This window comes from Mesobacillus harenae, assembly GCF_013343715.1.
GTDB lineage: Bacteria > Bacillota > Bacilli > Bacillales > Cytobacillaceae > Mesobacillus_A > Mesobacillus_A harenae.
The window spans coordinates 38762-53991 of sequence record NZ_JABUNR010000022.1; the positions used below are offsets into that span (position 1 = coordinate 38762).

Sequence of the window (15230 nt, forward strand, 5' to 3'; positions counted from 1 at the left end):
TCCTTTACTTTATAAAACTCCTAATTCACTTTCGGTGAATTTATAAATTTCTTCGATTTTCTTTCCTTTAGCACGTGCTAAAATTTCCATGCGAACAGATAGCTGTTTCATCGTAAATGCCATAGTGTCATCAATGTCATTTCCAAATGCACTCACTTCTCTGCCTCGAATACCTTCCTGGTTAATTTCGATAGCAATTGGAGTAAGCTCCTGCATTTTACTCGTAACAAAATCATAGAGATGCGGATGTTCACAAATTAACCGCTGCAGCAAGAACGTACCATAGCCAATATGCCTTGATTCATCCCTTTTTAACAGGCCGATTCCTTTTAAGAGGCCCGGCATAAATCCTGCTTTTTCAAGAGATTGATAGAAAGAGTAATATCCTGTTTCAGCCAGCACTCCTTCTACGAACATGTTATAGACTACTGATGCTTCTGCAATTGCTTCAGGTGACTGATCATGGACAAGACGCTCCATAGTAGCAGGAAGTATTTCATAGAATACCTTTTTATAGGTATCAGAGTGGAAGTGAGAAAGATCGCCTTTTTCCCCGATAGCATTTAGAACAAGTCTGAAAAATTCAGTGTGTTTAGCCTCTTCAAATAAAAATGTTGTTAAAAACATCTCTTCCTCTAGACGTCCTTCTTTAGCAATAGTCATGATTAGTGGCAGTAAATCAAGGGTTACAGCTTCCTCCCCAGCCTGAAACATAGAAATAAGCCTTAAAATATCCTCTTGCTGTTCACTCGTCATTGCCTTCCAGTCTCTGGCATCCTGACTGAAATCAATGTCCATAGGATTCCAAGTTCCAAACTTCTTAGCTTTCTGATACAGCCGGTAAGGAAAAGAATCCTCCTGTATACCTCTGGCGCTAGTCGTTAGAATCGTTCTTTGTGACATTGTTAATTCCTCCTATAAATAATTTTTTATATTGAAGTTGCTTTTAACCTATATACATTGCCTTCAGCTGTAAAAATCTATTGAGAATTAAGTCTTGATGCAGGCCTGGTTCCCTCTTAAGCAAATTCCAGCAAGATTCGAGTTTTGTAAGCCCTTTCATTTTGGCGTTAACTAAATGGGTGAGGGATTGTATAAATCTGTAAAAACTGCATAAAAGCGCCTAATCTATTAACTTGCTATAACTTTTTATAAAGCTAAGAATGTACCTTCAATTTTCTATAGTTATACACCTGCCTTCCAGCGAGCCAAGCTTCTTGCTAATAATTTTGATTCTCCTAGACTTACTTACTCAGGAGATCCTGGCAGCGTATGTATTTCAATATCTGCTCAGATTTATCATAAAAGCTATTGAGCGAGCCTGTAAAAAAAGACAGAATCTCGTTCATTGGCTTCTACTTCACCGTTTAGTTCCAACAAATCTAAATGCCCCTGAATTTGGGACAACCCGAGGAAAATCATCTTACCCTTCAACTGAGGGTAGAGGATTTTACATATCTCAAAAACAGACTTGGCACCATCTTTAAGTGCTTCTCTTATAAATCGGAAGCGCTTTTCCTGTTCCAAGAACCGTTTGTCAATCCCATCAAGATGGTTTATGAACACTTCGCCATGTCCTGGATAAACTGTACAGAGTGGAAGCATCCTAACTTTTTTAAGTGAATCACGAAATTGCAATAAAGGCTTGGGACGCTCAGTGCTTCCAGGGTATGGCGGCTCTATAAAAGCATTGACAGACATGTTTGCAACTAAATGATCACCTGAAAACGCATCGCCTGTCTTTGGATTCCACAGCAGAATATCTGATTGACTATGACCCGGAACATAAACGACCTCAAACCAATCGTCTCCAATAGGCAGCCTGTCACCATCTTTTATGTAGTGCACTTTACCCCAATTTATTTCACGATACCGCTGAGCATGTTTATGTATGGAGGCATCCGCTCCACATTGCTTTAAAAAGCCGTGGTAAAACGTCTCGTTCCTTTCGTGCTCAAGCTTACCTCCATTAATCGAGATACTGGCCTGTTCGTGGATGTAGACGGGTATATCAGTTTCTTCCCGGATCAGTTCGATACCTCCTGAGTGGTCGGTATGCATATGTGTTAAAACGATCTGATCAAAATCTGAAAGTTGAAGACCGTTTTGTCTCAGCAGAGACTTAAATTCTAAAAACGACTTTTTCCCTGGGTTGCCGGTATCGATTAACGTAGCCGTTTCACCTATTGCGGCAAATGCATTTACATATCCTTCTGCAAAAGGAGTTTCGAGCTGAAGCTTTATTATTTTGACGATAGGCCACTCTCTCCTTTCCCCCAGAGATAAGATTGAAAAGGTATTTCAAAAATGCTTCTGTGGAAAAATATATTTTAGACAATCTAATATTATGTATAAGTTCTATCAACATTTAAGAAATCCTGCTAAAATTTTTAATTATTTGAAAATTATATTTATTTCTGGGTTTTCTTGTTGATCAGTTAGATTTACGCCTTATACCGATAAATTCATACAGATTTCTCAAAGGGCCGAAAGTTTTTTTCCGCCAGGGTACACTTAATACACAAAGTCGTTAAAATTCAGTGATTAATTCTGCTCTGCGCTTCTTCAAGGGGATGTTCTATTTTCTTTATTGGGATAATGGCTGTCTTAGCTTAGTCTGTTTTATCAGTGATGATGGTCGCTAACGCTCAAAGATGATCAATCAATCCGTTAAAGTGTCTGTGACAGACCAGCACTGATTCTCTCTTTACAGGTGATGATTGGAATATTGTGAATCCCAGCTGGTACTGCTGAATGAAAAGGTTAGGATGGGCTATATTTATGGATTAAGTGTCTCATCTGTAAAAGATCAACAAAATGCAAGAAGAATTCAAACTAGATTTCCTATGTTCTCTGAAAAAGATTTAAGGCCTGAACTAAAGGATTTGGCTGGCCTTAATTCGCTGTGCTGATTTTCGATTAAAGATACTGATTTTTACCCTTTGGTGAACAGCTATATTCACCATAGACCACGGTACAGACACAGTACAGTTATTGACCTAAAGTAGTAAATATATTGTTTGAATGCCATAAAGCCTTTTAAGTAGCACGAAATGAAAATAAAACCAGACAGCCAATTTGATGGCATGCCTGGTTTTTTCGGACCTATAGTTCTCTTGCTAGCTTTATTTATTTAGAATAATGTCCTTCAAACCACATTTTGGCCTGGTCGACTTCTTCCCTTGTTAGCTCATGTCCGCCTTCGCCCCAATGCTCGGTTACCTCTCCCCCGGCTTCTCGCAGCACTTCAGCCAATTCCCTTGTTTCATCCGCAGGGATTAACGGATCTCTCTTGCCTGCACCTATGAAAACAGGAGTGCCTTCCAGATTAGGAAGTTTTACATTTTTCAGCGGCACCATGGCGTGAAAAAGTATGGCGCCTTTTAACACATTTTCAAAGTGATATAAAAGGCTGGCAGCAATATTTGCACCATTTGAATAGCCGATCGCTACGACTTCATCTCGTTTAAACTTAAATTTTCCGGCCATTTCATCAATAAATTGATTTAGTTCTTTTGTCCGAAAGACCAAGTCTTCCTCATCAAAGACCCCTTCAGAAAGCCTTCGAAAGAACCGTGGCATCCCATTTTCCAGTACATTGCCTCTGACACCGAGAACAGAGGCTCCTGGTGCAATCATCTCAGCTAAGGGAAGAAGATCTCGTTCGTTTCCTCCTGTACCATGTAAGAGAAGCAGTACAGGTCCTTGTTCATTTTTTCCTTTTATAAAGATATGTTCCATTAAAAAATCGCCCCTTATTCTTTAGTATCTAAAGGTTTTAGTTTAGCTTCTATCGACTCTCTTTGATTCTCCAAATACGGAGGCAAGGCCAAATTTTCGCCGAGTTGTTCAAAAGGCTCATCTCCTTCAAACCCTGGACCATCTGTGGCGAGTTCAAAAAGGATTCCGTTTGGCTCCCTGAAATAGAGTGACCGGAAATAATACCGTTCCACAAATCCCGAACTAGGAATCTTTAACTCCTTAAGTAATTCTACCCATTTATTAAGCTCTTCAGTGTTCTCAACACGGAATGCTACATGATGGATGCTTCCTCTACCTGGCCTTTCAGCTGGAAGGTCGGTTCGTTCTTCGAGATGTACCTCCGCCCCAGTACCTCCCTCGCCCGTTTCATAAACTACAATATCCCGCTGCCCTTCTGCAACTGATGGGTATTGGCTTGTTTGGCGATATCCTAAAATTTGAGTTAACACAGCTGCCGTTTTTTCAAAACTGCCGACAGTCAGTATTACTGGTCCGAGACCGCGGATTCCATGCTCGTTTGGAACAGGACTTTTATTCCAAGGGTTTCCTCCTTTTACGCCTTTATTATTCTCATCCGAAACGAGCATCAGGCGCTGGCCCTCAAAGTCCCGGAACGATAAGGTCTTTCGCCCGCCCCTTTCCTCGATGCCATCATGTCTGACTTCATGTGCATCAAAGCGGTTTATCCAGTAGTGCAATGACTCATCATCGGGCACCCTTAAACTTGTAAGCGAAATACTATTCGTTCCATAACGAGTTTGTCCTGCACGCGGGATTTCAAAAAATGTTAAGTCTGTACCCGGATTCCCTCTTTCGTCAGCATAAAATAAATGGTACACAGATGTATCGTCCTGATTGACTGTCTTTTTCACAAGCCTTAGGCCAAGGATTTTTGTATAGAATTTATAATTCCCTTCAGCATCAGCTGTTATAGCTGAAACATGATGCTGCCCTTTTAGCGGTCTAAAATTCATGTCAGTTCACACCTTTAATTTTCTTTACTTTATTTTGGCTTAACTAAATATAGATTGCAAATAAACGGTTTGTTTCCTGTGAAAATACAAGCTTTCCGTAAACATTTTCCACTTGCCGGCACGCTTACAATAGTGGTATAGTAATTAAGCGATGAGCTGAGTTGTGTAAGCCGACAGACACTCCCTTGCGGAAATGTACGATGTGGCGTACAGTCTGTCGCCTCAATACGCAAAAAAGACACCTTTTGGGTGTCTTTTTTTATTGGATCTAGCATTTTTTCATATATAACCTTTAGATTAGGGCCGGGTCATAATAAAACTTGCATAAGGATATCCTATAAAAAAGGAGGATGTTATATGCAGAATAAAGATAACGACGAGGAATTAACCAGCGCACTCCAAAATATTGGCGCCAATACTCATGAAATAATAAACTTTCTTAAACAAAGCGGCGAACACGATAAATTAACATGTAATAATGAGCTATTTTATAAAGAACTGCGTGCAGCAGCAGAGGATGGATTTTCAGATCCAGAAGAAACCTAAAATAATGGCCACCGAAATGATTCGGCGGCCATTTCTTTTTCACAAACAAAAAAGACCCAGAACGGATCTCTCACAACAATGAACTAGTTATACGAATATTAAACGCAAACACAGAATGCTATCATCTATTGTTGTTGTGCACTTATTTCACTTGTTCAATTTCTTCCTCAAAATAGAAAGTATTGGGGTACTCTTTTACGGTATAAGAATACCGTTTCATGTTTGCCACATAGCTGCATTTGCTAATGGTTACTGTTTCGCCCGAATTCTTAATCGTTACTTTGTCGCCACTTTTAAAACTCTTTTTTTGTTTCAATACCTTTTCCCTCTTTCTTTAGATGGGATTTGTTAAATCACTTCCCTTTATTATCTCATAAATCCGCAAGCTTTGCTGAATTAACGCCCAAAAACATTTTGGAAGGTTTTTTCAATTGAAGTATTTGTCGTCTGCTCCTATATACCTTAAAGGGCACTGCAGGCTATTTTAATAATTTATCCAAAATACAGGATGATATTTATATTGTTTTTAAATTAAAAAAATGTCTGCCTAAGCAGACGCCATAAAGGCAAACTCGCAAAATCCTCGTTTGCCTGCTGTTGTTTGGAGCTATGTGAACCCTTAATACTTCCAGCTCCAAACACTCAAGACTCCTACCTGCTAAAAAAGCTAGTAAGTAAATATTTGTGTGTCTAGGCCCGTTTTTGAAGATCTCTCGCCGTTTCGCTTAACTTAACTTCTTTTTCTTCCTTCAGCGTCCCAAAGAGGACATCCATTAACGGACTGCTGACTCCATACCAGTAATTCTCGTTCTTATAATGATGTAGGGTATGCATTTTCTTGGCCCACTGTCCAAATTTTGTTTTAGGCTTGATTGGCCGGTGTGCCACGTAGTGTTTCCATTCATAAACCAGCAGCATGGCAATCAGACCAAGTCCAAAGGACAAAGTTACCATTATATTTTTTGATAAATAATAAAAGATACCTGAGAAAATAAAAAAGTTAGGAAGGCTGTACCACAAAGGCAAAAACAGAAGCTTTAAATCTTTGGGGTCTGTATGGTGATCATAATGGATACGCTTCATAAATTTTAAAAAGAAAGGATTCTTTGGTGTCTTAATATGAAAGAAATACCGATGAGTTAAATACTCACTAAAGGCAAATGAAAACATACCCACCAGAAAAAAGATCGACATATAAAGGGTAATTCCCTGCCAGGCAGCAATTCCTACTCCGGCAACTAACAGACTAATTAAAATAGATATATCCGGGAAGAAAAAAAAGTCCCTGTACAAACGCTCCATTCAAACTCCTCCTCATTCTTATTTCACATAAAATTGTCCTTTGAAAACTTAAACTCTTTATATATTAACTTTCAAACTGCTCTTGTTTTTCCATAACTCAGTGCTGGTACCCATAATTTTTTTTACGGCGATTTCAGCCCCCTCTCCATCTCTTTTTATTGCAATTTGTAAAAGTTCCTGATAATACTCGGTAGAAATCTTTCGTAAATAGCTGTTTTCAAAATAAGCTTCAGCCATTCTTATATAAAAATTATCGAAGCTGTTTAGTATCAATAAATAGATAGGATTGGGACATAAGCTGGCAAGTCGCTTTTGCAGCTTCCAGTCAAAAGCTGCATAACTCTCCTTGGTATCTTCCAGATCCGCCGATTCTGCCAAAACAGCTGCAACTTTTAACGGCTGGCAAGTGATAGCCTCTCTAATGTAAACAGGAGCTAATGATGTTCTTAGTTCAAGCAAGTAGATAATAAATGCGTCGGGTATAAGCTCCATTTGGTCAATAATATTCACGATTGTAGTAAGGTTTCCGCTCTCCCAATAATCGTTTACTATTGCAGGAAGACCCTTCCGAAACGTGATCCAGCCGTCCCTTGCTAACCTTTGCTGCGCCTCCCTAATTGTCGGTCTGCCTACCCGGTAAATGACTGATAACTCCCTCTCTGATAGCAATGGCTTACCGACAGGAAATCGCCCATCTAGAATTTCCTTTATTAGTTTCTTTTCCACCAAATCAGACGATCGCTCAGCTTCCACTTCACCACCTCCTTTTGGTAATACCACTTTCCAAATTGGTATTACCAGTTAATATTAAAATGTTCAGAATAATTAGTCAACATCTAATTCCATAAAAAAGGAGACTTTTGGCAAAGTCTCCATTAACAAGTCACTTCCTTTATGATCCACTTGCATAGCCTTTTTACGTTCATTGTTAACCTATGCGGCCGCCTGGACTGTAATGGAAGACGCGTCTCGTCGAAATTCGCTTTTCCCTCGTAAATTGTATCTCGAGGCTGCATGATCATTAAATGTTAATTAAATTACTAGGGTAGATAACACTGGCAAATGATCGGATGCTTCAGGTATTTCGGCAAACACCATGCAGTCAATAACCTCAACCTGTTTATTTACAAATTGGTAGTCAAGCCTCATGACCGGCCTCCGGGCAGGAAAAGTAGCTCCATCCGCTTTGCCTGTTTTACTCCAAACATCAGTAAAGTGGCTTGCAATCCGATTCCACTTCCAAGTGGATGGCTTCATATTCCAATCACCCATCAGCACTAGGGGACCTTGCTTTTTATTGGCTATTTCGATAATGCTATTGGACTGTTTTTTATGAAGGAATGGGTTAAGGCTCAAATGAGTAACAAAAAAGTCAGCCTGCTTTCCATTTATCTCAATTGAAGCTTCCAGCATCGAGCGCCCCTCAATCATTCCAGACACAAAGTTGAAAGGGTGCGACTTTATTGTTCCAATTGGAAATCTCGACAGAATTCCATTTCCATACTGACGGATTTGACCGTTTTGAGCTTTAATAGTTACTGACGGGCTGAAAGCATAATCATACTTTAATTTATCTGCAAGTGTCTGGATTTGATGAGCATACCTGCTTCTCTCCGAGAAATTGAAATCAACTTCGTTCAAGCCGATTATATCGGCGTTACTTCTGTCAATTACCTTACAAATTCGATCGAGGTTAACTTGTTTATCCAGACCTTTTCCGTGATGGATATTATAAGTCATCACTTTTGTTCCCATAGCTAAACCTGCCTCACTTAATAAATGAGTAATGTTAAAATCAATAATCTTTAAAGCACCCTACTTGTTTGGGTTAGCAAGCGACATAAACCATTCTTTTAGATCAACGATCCGGTTGTATTTGGGCTTTGAGTCTGTACCAGCAATAATCATTGGAAACAATGTATCCTGCTTGTGCAAAGACCCATGGCTTCCGCCTCCAATATGGGTTGGTGAGCCCTCTCCAATAAATTCATAACCCGGCTTCGCATTAACAATTAGAAACTCACCTTCGTGGGAATGAAAAGAAGTGTATAAACGCTCAAGGCCATCTGGATAATCATGGTATCCGAGGATTCCGTCAGCTTGAATGGTTAAATCCAGTACTGCAAGATTCCCTTCAACCGTCCAAGTTTGGTCATAACAATCTTTAAGTGGTCCTCCTCGTTTAAACGAAAGTCCTGAGCTGCTGTCTGGTGAGATCACTCTGATCCTTTCCCCATCCTGCCATGAGATATTAGCAATTCGGTTATCAGTTTTTAACTGGTCAATAACATAATTTCTTTGAATCTGGGAATCCAGAAGGTAAATAAAACTCATCCGTTCATTTAACCCGAGTACTATTTGATCATCCTTTTGGATTGGTTTACTAATCTCATAAATCTGATAGTTATTTAAGATGGACCTCAAGTCAATCAGTGCTGTTTCTTTTTCATTTAGGACGGCTGTTTGTCCGCTGTCACCCATTACCACCCAGATATTACTTTTAATGGCCTCACTCCAGGATGGATAAGTGTTTAGCACCTTTTGCAGCTCCTTATCCGCATCAATAATGCCCTGAGTCTCCTGAATACCTTTTTTATGAACCTTTTTATCGTTATTTGAAAAATAAACGAGCGAAAAAGATGGGAGTTTATTCTGTTCAATCAGATAGCTTAATTCTTCTGCAGCAAACGTATCATTAATTCCAAAACCCTTCCAAGCGTGGGTATGCTTATTGCCTTTCTTATATTTAGACAATATTCCAAAGCTGAAAAAATCCGGTGCTTTAATTTGCTGGTCCTTTGATAATGGGTTGAAGAACCAAGGAAAGTTAAATTCCTTCTCCGTATTAGCCCGGTACATAAGGGCATTGATAGAAGCGGTTTGTAAGCCGGCTTCGTTCATATCTTCATGAATTGTCTTAACACCTTTGCTAAGGTGAGTGTTATTCAAATGATACAAGCTATTTTCAAGAATCTTTGTTACCCCCACTTTCATAATCTCAGACCTTGCGCTTCCGTAACTGACAAATTGATTCTCCTTCTGGTTAAACCATACGAGAGCCGGGACTTTATGCTCGTCAGGGTACTTGCCTGTTAAAAGTGTACTATCCAGTGAAACTGACATTGTTGGAAAACCACTAACTACATTTGGTTCATAACTGCCATTTTCAATCAGAAACTCCATTGCTGGTGTTTGTCCTGTTTTCATTGCGTTTTGCAAAGGAACATCCATAAGAGAGTCTACTATAATTACAATTACCGGCTTTTCGGGTTCATGGTTTAACTGTGGCAGCGCCTTCGTTTTACCTGTCCAAGATGCATGAATCAACCAATATAACAATAGAATGGCTGCAATAAAAATAAAAAAGACGCCTGCATATTTCAAAAAAGCCCCTCCTTTATAGGTTATCCTGTCATTTATTCAAACCAATTATTCAAAAAATGCCACAAAAAAAGAAGCCCTACTAATCAGGCTTCATTACTTCTATTTTGCCACATATGTTGCAAGTGCTTTTTGAACATCATAAATGCTTGTATCCTTTTTGAATTGTTTCGTTATTGGCGAGGCCATACCAGATATCCAAATTTTTAATTCAGCATCCATGTCAAAGGTGCCGGCTGTTTCAACACTAAAGTGAGCTACACTTTTATAAGGGATTGAATGGTACTCCACCTTCTTTCCTGTCATCCCTTGTTTATCGATTAAAATTAGCCTTGTATTGGTAAATACAATTAAATCCCTAATAAGCTTATAGGCTTTTTCCACCCGCTCATTTACCGCAATAATAGCTTCTAATTCCCGCTCAACATTTTTACTATCGACCTCTGATACATTTCCCATTAAACCATCCAAAAAACCCATATAATCTCCTCCTATTAATTTCTACACACTCATTCTTATTCTTCCCTATCTGCTTTAATCCTTTTTTATAAGTGAAAGCTTAGCACAAGTAATCATAAATAAACGGGCATGAAACAATTCCATGCCCTTCATCTCAACTGAGATTAAGGTTTAAGGACTACTTTGATGCAGTCATCTGTCCGGTCATTGAATATTTTATATGCGTGAGCTGCATCTGAAAGGGGCAGCCTGTGCGTGATAATATCGGTCGGATTGATTTCCTCATTAATGATCATATCGTAAAGTTTCGGCATGAAATGGACAACAGGAGCCTGTCCCATTTTAAGTGTAACATTGCGTTCAAAGAAACGTCCGAGAGGGAACATATTGTACGTCAATCCATAAACGCCGGTTATTTGAACTGTGCCAAACTTTCTGACTGCACTGGTCGCTATCTGGATTGCGCTTAAAGTTCCACCCTGAAGTTTTAGTTTCTGCTCAACCTTTTCTATGGCTGACTTCTTCCCGTCCATACCTACACAATCAATGACAACATCCGCCCCGCCCTGAGTGATTTCCTGAAGATATTTACCAGCATCATCATGCTGGGTAAAATCAAGTGTTTCAACATTATTCGTAGCTTTAGCGTGGTTCATTCGATAATTAACATGGTCGACGGCAATAACTCGTTTAGCGCCTTTTTTCCAGGCAAATTTTTGTGTCATAAGACCAATCGGGCCGCATCCGAGAACAATTACAGTATCTCCCGGCTTTACGCCAGCATGCTCTACACTCCAATAGGCTGTTGGAACAACATCCGATAAAAAAAGAAGGTACTCGTCTTCTAGCTCGCATGATTGGGGAACTTTAAAAGCAGCAAAATCTCCGAACGGAACCCTTAAGTATTCTGCCTGGCCTCCTGGATGATTGCCGTATTGTTCGGAGTAGCCGAGCAGCCCTCCTGTATCCTTGTAGTCGTTAGCATTATCGCATTGACTTTCCATGTCATGATGACAGAAGTAGCAATGCCCACACGAAACATTAAAAGGTATGACCACTCGATCACCTTTTTTAATTTTTGATACACCAGGACCTACCTCTTCTACGATCCCCATTGGTTCGTGACCAATAATATAGCCTGGACGTACCGGAATCGCACCAAGATAAAGGTGCAGATCAGAACCGCAGATGCCTGTCGATGTAATCCTTACGATGATATCATCTTTGTCTTTTATACTCGGAACATCCACTTCTTTTACCTTAATATCATTAGAGCCCTGTACAGTTACTGCTTTCAATGAGCACACTCCTAACATAATTTAGTCAAAAAAATCGTAAAGCGATCCTCAATTCACACAAATTTTTCCTTTATAAAAAAGTACCCTGAAAAACTCTAAAAAAAACTGCTTTTATCGCATTCAACTGTTTTTGTCTATGATTTTTCCTGCGTTCGAAAACATACATATTTATCAAAAAATACTGCAACCTAATTTTAGGAGGTGCAACTTTATGGAGCCAAAAACGCCTGGAAATGAAAACATGCCTGACTTTAAAGAATTGGAAGACAGGGTTATTGCTGAGCATACCCCTTCTCCCATGCTTGTGATAAAAACGAACCTAGATCCAAAAGAACCAACAGAGGATAATCCGTATTATGAAAACAGAAAACTAACAGATACAAATGCATTTAAGGAATACTTTGAGGAGTAGATACAATGGATCATACCCTAGGATATTTAAGAGAAATTTTAGCTAATTACACAGAGGTACACCCTAAAAGCAAAGATATTTACAATAAAATTGAACACTATGATTTTAAATCAGAGGGTGCGTTTGTTAGGATCCTTGATGAAACTGAAATTCAGTTTCTCAATAAAATTCTGCCTGATGAAATCAATCACGCCAAAGAAGCCCAAGATGATAAACGGGCAGACGAATTAAATGAGGTGTACGAGCTGCTCTTTTAATATTAAATTGGGACCGAGATTTTAAATCCGGTCCCTTTTTTGCTATTAGATTAGCGGAATCTTTTCTAAATTCCCTAATTATAAAATTCAATAGAAAAAACAGACGTAACATAAGAAATTTGTTTGGTAGAATGTTAAAATATTAATTGGCTCTGTACAGCTTTTTAAAAAATTGGCTCAAGGGCAATGCCAGCATTCAATTCTAAAGTTCTGCCAGGGGGATTTTATGAAATTAATTGGACATTTATCTTTTAAATATAAAAAGACAGTTATTGGAATTTGGGCTTTCATCATTATTGCTTTTGGTTTCTTTGCATTACAACTGCCATCTGTCCTAAGTGGCAATGGTTTTGAGTTTGATGGGGAATACAAAGAGACCAGGCAAATTCTTGACGAAGACTTTGAACAGGCAAAGTCAACGATAATTCTGCTTTTTGAAAAAGAGAATTCAGTCAGCGAAGATGACTGGCATACATACATAAATGACACGCTGGATAACACTCGAAATATCACCGACCTTGAGGGCACTGTCTCTCCTTTTGACCGTGAAGGTATGATAACTGACAATACCTCCTATGCATTGCTGCTGTTTGAAAAAGATTCCAGTGAACTAGGCGATACGATTAACGATCTTGATCAATTGCTTAAAAACGAACCTGGATTGAAGGTAACAATGACCGGGGAACCTGTTATTGTCCAGGATTTAAATGAGGCCAGCCAAAAGGATTTAGTAAAGGCAGAATCAATTGGATTGCCCATTGCACTAATCGTGCTCATTCTGGCCTTTGGAGGGCTTGTTGCAGCAGGTATACCACTAGTTATTGGTGTCGTGTCCATATTGACTACAATGGGGATTGTTTACTTTCTGAGCTACTCCTTCAGCCTATCTATTTTTGTGCTGAATATTGTTCCTATGATTGGCCTTGCCTTAAGTATTGATTTTGCCCTTTTGGTCATAAATCGATTTAAAGAGGAAATCAAAACAAGAACAACACAGGAAGCCGTTCAGATTACTGTGTTAACAGCAGGTCGTTCTATCGTATTTTCTGGATTATGTGTATTTATTGGTTTACTTGGTCTAATGTTTATTCAGATTGATATTTTTCAAAATGTAGCCCTTGGGGGTATGGCAGTTGTTCTAGTTGCTGCCTTATCGGCAATAACTTTACTTCCTGCTTTGTTAGGATTATTAGGCCATAAGATAAATGCCTTAAGTATTTTCAAAGCAAATAGCCGCCAGGCCGGAATATGGAGCTCGTTTGCCAAGTTCGTTATGAAAAAGCCGCTCATCATGGCCTTAACTGCCCTTTTCATTTTGATCGTCGGATTAATACCCGTAAAAGATATAAACCTTTCGATTCCAGGGACAGATTCACTCCCTGAAACCTATCAATCAAGAATAGCCTATGAAACATTTACTGAAAAGTTTATACCTGCTGACAGACAGGATGATAAACATGTCACCATCATTTTTGAGACCGACAGAGCCGTCTTGACTTCAGCTTCTCTAGAAGATATCAAAACAGTCACTGATTTGCTTTTAGCTGATGAGGACGTATCTGAAGTTGAATCCCCCTTTTCTTTATCAGGAATCCAGGACCCAGCCTCTTTTGCTCAAGCTGCCAGCCAAGAGGGGAACAGTCCTTTAGCCCCGATTCTGGATAACTATACAGCAGGGGATAAAATGCGTGTGAACGTTTATTTAAAAGAAGAGTTAACCTCCCGCCAGGCTCAGGAATGGATTAGAAACTGGTCAAATAAAGACTTAGGTGTAACAACCTTTTTTGGAGGAAGTATTAAATTCGAACAAGAAATCTTTGATGAAATTTACGAAAAGGCTCCTCAAGGTTTACTGCTAATTTTAGTTTCAACCTTTATTATTTTAATGATCGCCTTTAGGTCTATTTTAATTCCTTTAAAGGCAATAATAATGAATATTTTAAGCCTCGCTGCGACATTTGGAATTGTCGTTTGGATCTTCCAGGAGGGTCACCTTGGCATTGAGCCTACAAGCATCGCGTTGATTCTCCCTGTTTTTGTGTTTAGCCTGGTGTTTGGACTATCGATGGATTACGAGGTATTTCTTATATCACGGATTCAGGAGGTTTACCACGAAACAGGGGATAACGACCAGGCCACATATATTGGTCTAACGTCAACAAGCAAAATCATTACATCTGCTGCTGCTATCATGATTGTGGTTACAGGCGCATTTGCCTTTACTGGTGTCGTGCCGGTTAAGCAAATTGGTATAGGAATTGCACTCGCCATATTTATTGATGCCACCATCGTCCGGATGGTGCTTGTTCCAGCCTTAATGAAGCTTCTCGGTGATTGGAACTGGTGGTTCTTCGGGCTGCAAAAGAAACCTGTAAAAATAGCTCAAGCCAGTAAAAATTCTCATTGAAAAAGGAATAAGGATACCCTCCTTGCAGAACATTGGGTTGACATAAACAAATCAGCTTACTACAAAGAAAATACGAATGCTTTTTCGAGAAATCTTCGTGCTTTTCCCTACGCTCAACCAAGATTTCTAACTTAACTTGAAGAAAGCAAAGCCTCTTGTAAATAGAAAACAACTTGGCAAACAAGAATTGGTGGAAACCCTTCGAGAACTTAAAAAGGGCCAATTGGCATGTGCAGGGTTAAAAGCTGATGGCTAGTGTTATTAATTAAATAAAAGGGGTTCGGAATGCGAACATTGAGCTATACCCCGTATAACGGACACTGATAAAAAAGTGTCCCTTATACGGGGTTTTTTGTGTTTCAATAGAATTATTGAGGGGACGGAGGAGTATCATGGGGAAGAATTTATATACCGATTTTCAGATAAAAGAAC

The 15230-nt window shown here is 39.3% G+C and carries 15 protein-coding genes; 4 read left to right on the forward strand and 11 right to left on the reverse strand.

All coding sequences use genetic code 11. The features are described 5' to 3' along the window. Positions 1 to 9 precede the first annotated feature (9 nt). The 4 genes from HRJ06_RS20725 to HRJ06_RS20740 form a co-directional block, all read right to left on the reverse strand. A complete protein-coding gene (locus HRJ06_RS20725; RefSeq protein WP_174734885.1) occupies positions 10 to 903 on the reverse strand; it encodes a R2-like ligand-binding oxidase in 894 nt (297 codons plus the stop codon). A 405-nt stretch (positions 904 to 1308) separates the two neighbouring features. Continuing rightward, a complete protein-coding gene (locus HRJ06_RS20730) occupies positions 1309 to 2289 on the reverse strand; it encodes an MBL fold metallo-hydrolase (RefSeq protein ID WP_174734900.1) in 981 nt (326 codons plus the stop codon). A gap of 840 nt (positions 2290 to 3129) precedes the next feature. Then, positions 3130 to 3741, reverse strand: coding sequence for an alpha/beta hydrolase (locus HRJ06_RS20735; protein ID WP_174734886.1), 612 nt, complete (start codon positions 3739 to 3741; stop codon positions 3130 to 3132). A 14-nt stretch (positions 3742 to 3755) separates the two neighbouring features. After that, positions 3756 to 4736, reverse strand: coding sequence for a ring-cleaving dioxygenase (locus tag HRJ06_RS20740; protein WP_174734887.1), 981 nt, complete (start codon positions 4734 to 4736; stop codon positions 3756 to 3758). A 357-nt stretch (positions 4737 to 5093) separates the two neighbouring features. Here HRJ06_RS20740 and HRJ06_RS20745 point away from each other — a divergent pair, with 357 nt between their 5' ends. Next, on the forward strand, positions 5094 to 5282 hold the full coding sequence (locus tag HRJ06_RS20745; RefSeq protein ID WP_174734888.1) for a hypothetical protein: 189 nt from the start codon (positions 5094 to 5096) through the stop codon (positions 5280 to 5282). Positions 5283 to 5424: 142 nt separating this feature from the next. Here the strand turns inward: HRJ06_RS20745 and HRJ06_RS20750 are convergent, their stop codons facing one another. From HRJ06_RS20750 to HRJ06_RS20780, 7 genes are all read right to left on the reverse strand, one after another. Then, the gene (locus HRJ06_RS20750; protein WP_174734889.1) at positions 5425 to 5598 is read right to left on the reverse strand and encodes a hypothetical protein; all 174 of its coding nucleotides are present in this window, start codon (positions 5596 to 5598) and stop codon (positions 5425 to 5427) included. A gap of 374 nt (positions 5599 to 5972) precedes the next feature. Continuing rightward, complete coding sequence (locus HRJ06_RS20755; RefSeq protein WP_174734890.1) at positions 5973 to 6584, reverse strand: sterol desaturase family protein; 612 nt, start codon at positions 6582 to 6584, stop codon at positions 5973 to 5975. Between the two features lie 57 nt (positions 6585 to 6641). Further along, positions 6642 to 7337 carry a GntR family transcriptional regulator gene (locus HRJ06_RS20760; RefSeq protein WP_338421133.1) on the reverse strand — a complete coding sequence of 232 codons (696 nt, stop codon included), beginning with the start codon at positions 7335 to 7337 and terminating at the stop codon, positions 6642 to 6644. Positions 7338 to 7616: 279 nt separating this feature from the next. After that, positions 7617 to 8339, reverse strand: coding sequence for an endonuclease/exonuclease/phosphatase family protein (locus tag HRJ06_RS20765; RefSeq protein WP_174734892.1), 723 nt, complete (start codon positions 8337 to 8339; stop codon positions 7617 to 7619). Positions 8340 to 8399: 60 nt separating this feature from the next. Beyond that, positions 8400 to 9968, reverse strand: a complete 1569-nt coding sequence (locus HRJ06_RS20770) for an alkaline phosphatase family protein (protein ID WP_242035316.1) — start codon at positions 9966 to 9968, stop codon at positions 8400 to 8402. A 99-nt stretch (positions 9969 to 10067) separates the two neighbouring features. After that, on the reverse strand, positions 10068 to 10445 hold the full coding sequence (locus HRJ06_RS20775) for a PH domain-containing protein (RefSeq protein ID WP_174734893.1): 378 nt from the start codon (positions 10443 to 10445) through the stop codon (positions 10068 to 10070). A 143-nt stretch (positions 10446 to 10588) separates the two neighbouring features. Then, a complete protein-coding gene (locus tag HRJ06_RS20780; RefSeq protein WP_174734894.1) occupies positions 10589 to 11722 on the reverse strand; it encodes a zinc-dependent alcohol dehydrogenase in 1134 nt (377 codons plus the stop codon). Positions 11723 to 11933: 211 nt separating this feature from the next. Between HRJ06_RS20780 and HRJ06_RS20785 the strand changes: the two genes are divergently transcribed. From HRJ06_RS20785 to HRJ06_RS20795, 3 genes are all read left to right on the forward strand, one after another. Beyond that, positions 11934 to 12134, forward strand: a complete 201-nt coding sequence (locus tag HRJ06_RS20785) for a hypothetical protein (RefSeq protein ID WP_174734895.1) — start codon at positions 11934 to 11936, stop codon at positions 12132 to 12134. A gap of 5 nt (positions 12135 to 12139) precedes the next feature. Beyond that, positions 12140 to 12391 (forward strand): sigma-G-dependent sporulation-specific acid-soluble spore protein CsgA, encoded by a 252-nt coding sequence (locus HRJ06_RS20790; RefSeq protein ID WP_174734896.1) that lies wholly within the window; start codon positions 12140 to 12142, stop codon positions 12389 to 12391. A gap of 226 nt (positions 12392 to 12617) precedes the next feature. After that, positions 12618 to 14798 (forward strand): MMPL family transporter, encoded by a 2181-nt coding sequence (locus HRJ06_RS20795; protein WP_174734897.1) that lies wholly within the window; start codon positions 12618 to 12620, stop codon positions 14796 to 14798. The last annotated feature ends 432 nt before the right edge of the window (positions 14799 to 15230 follow it).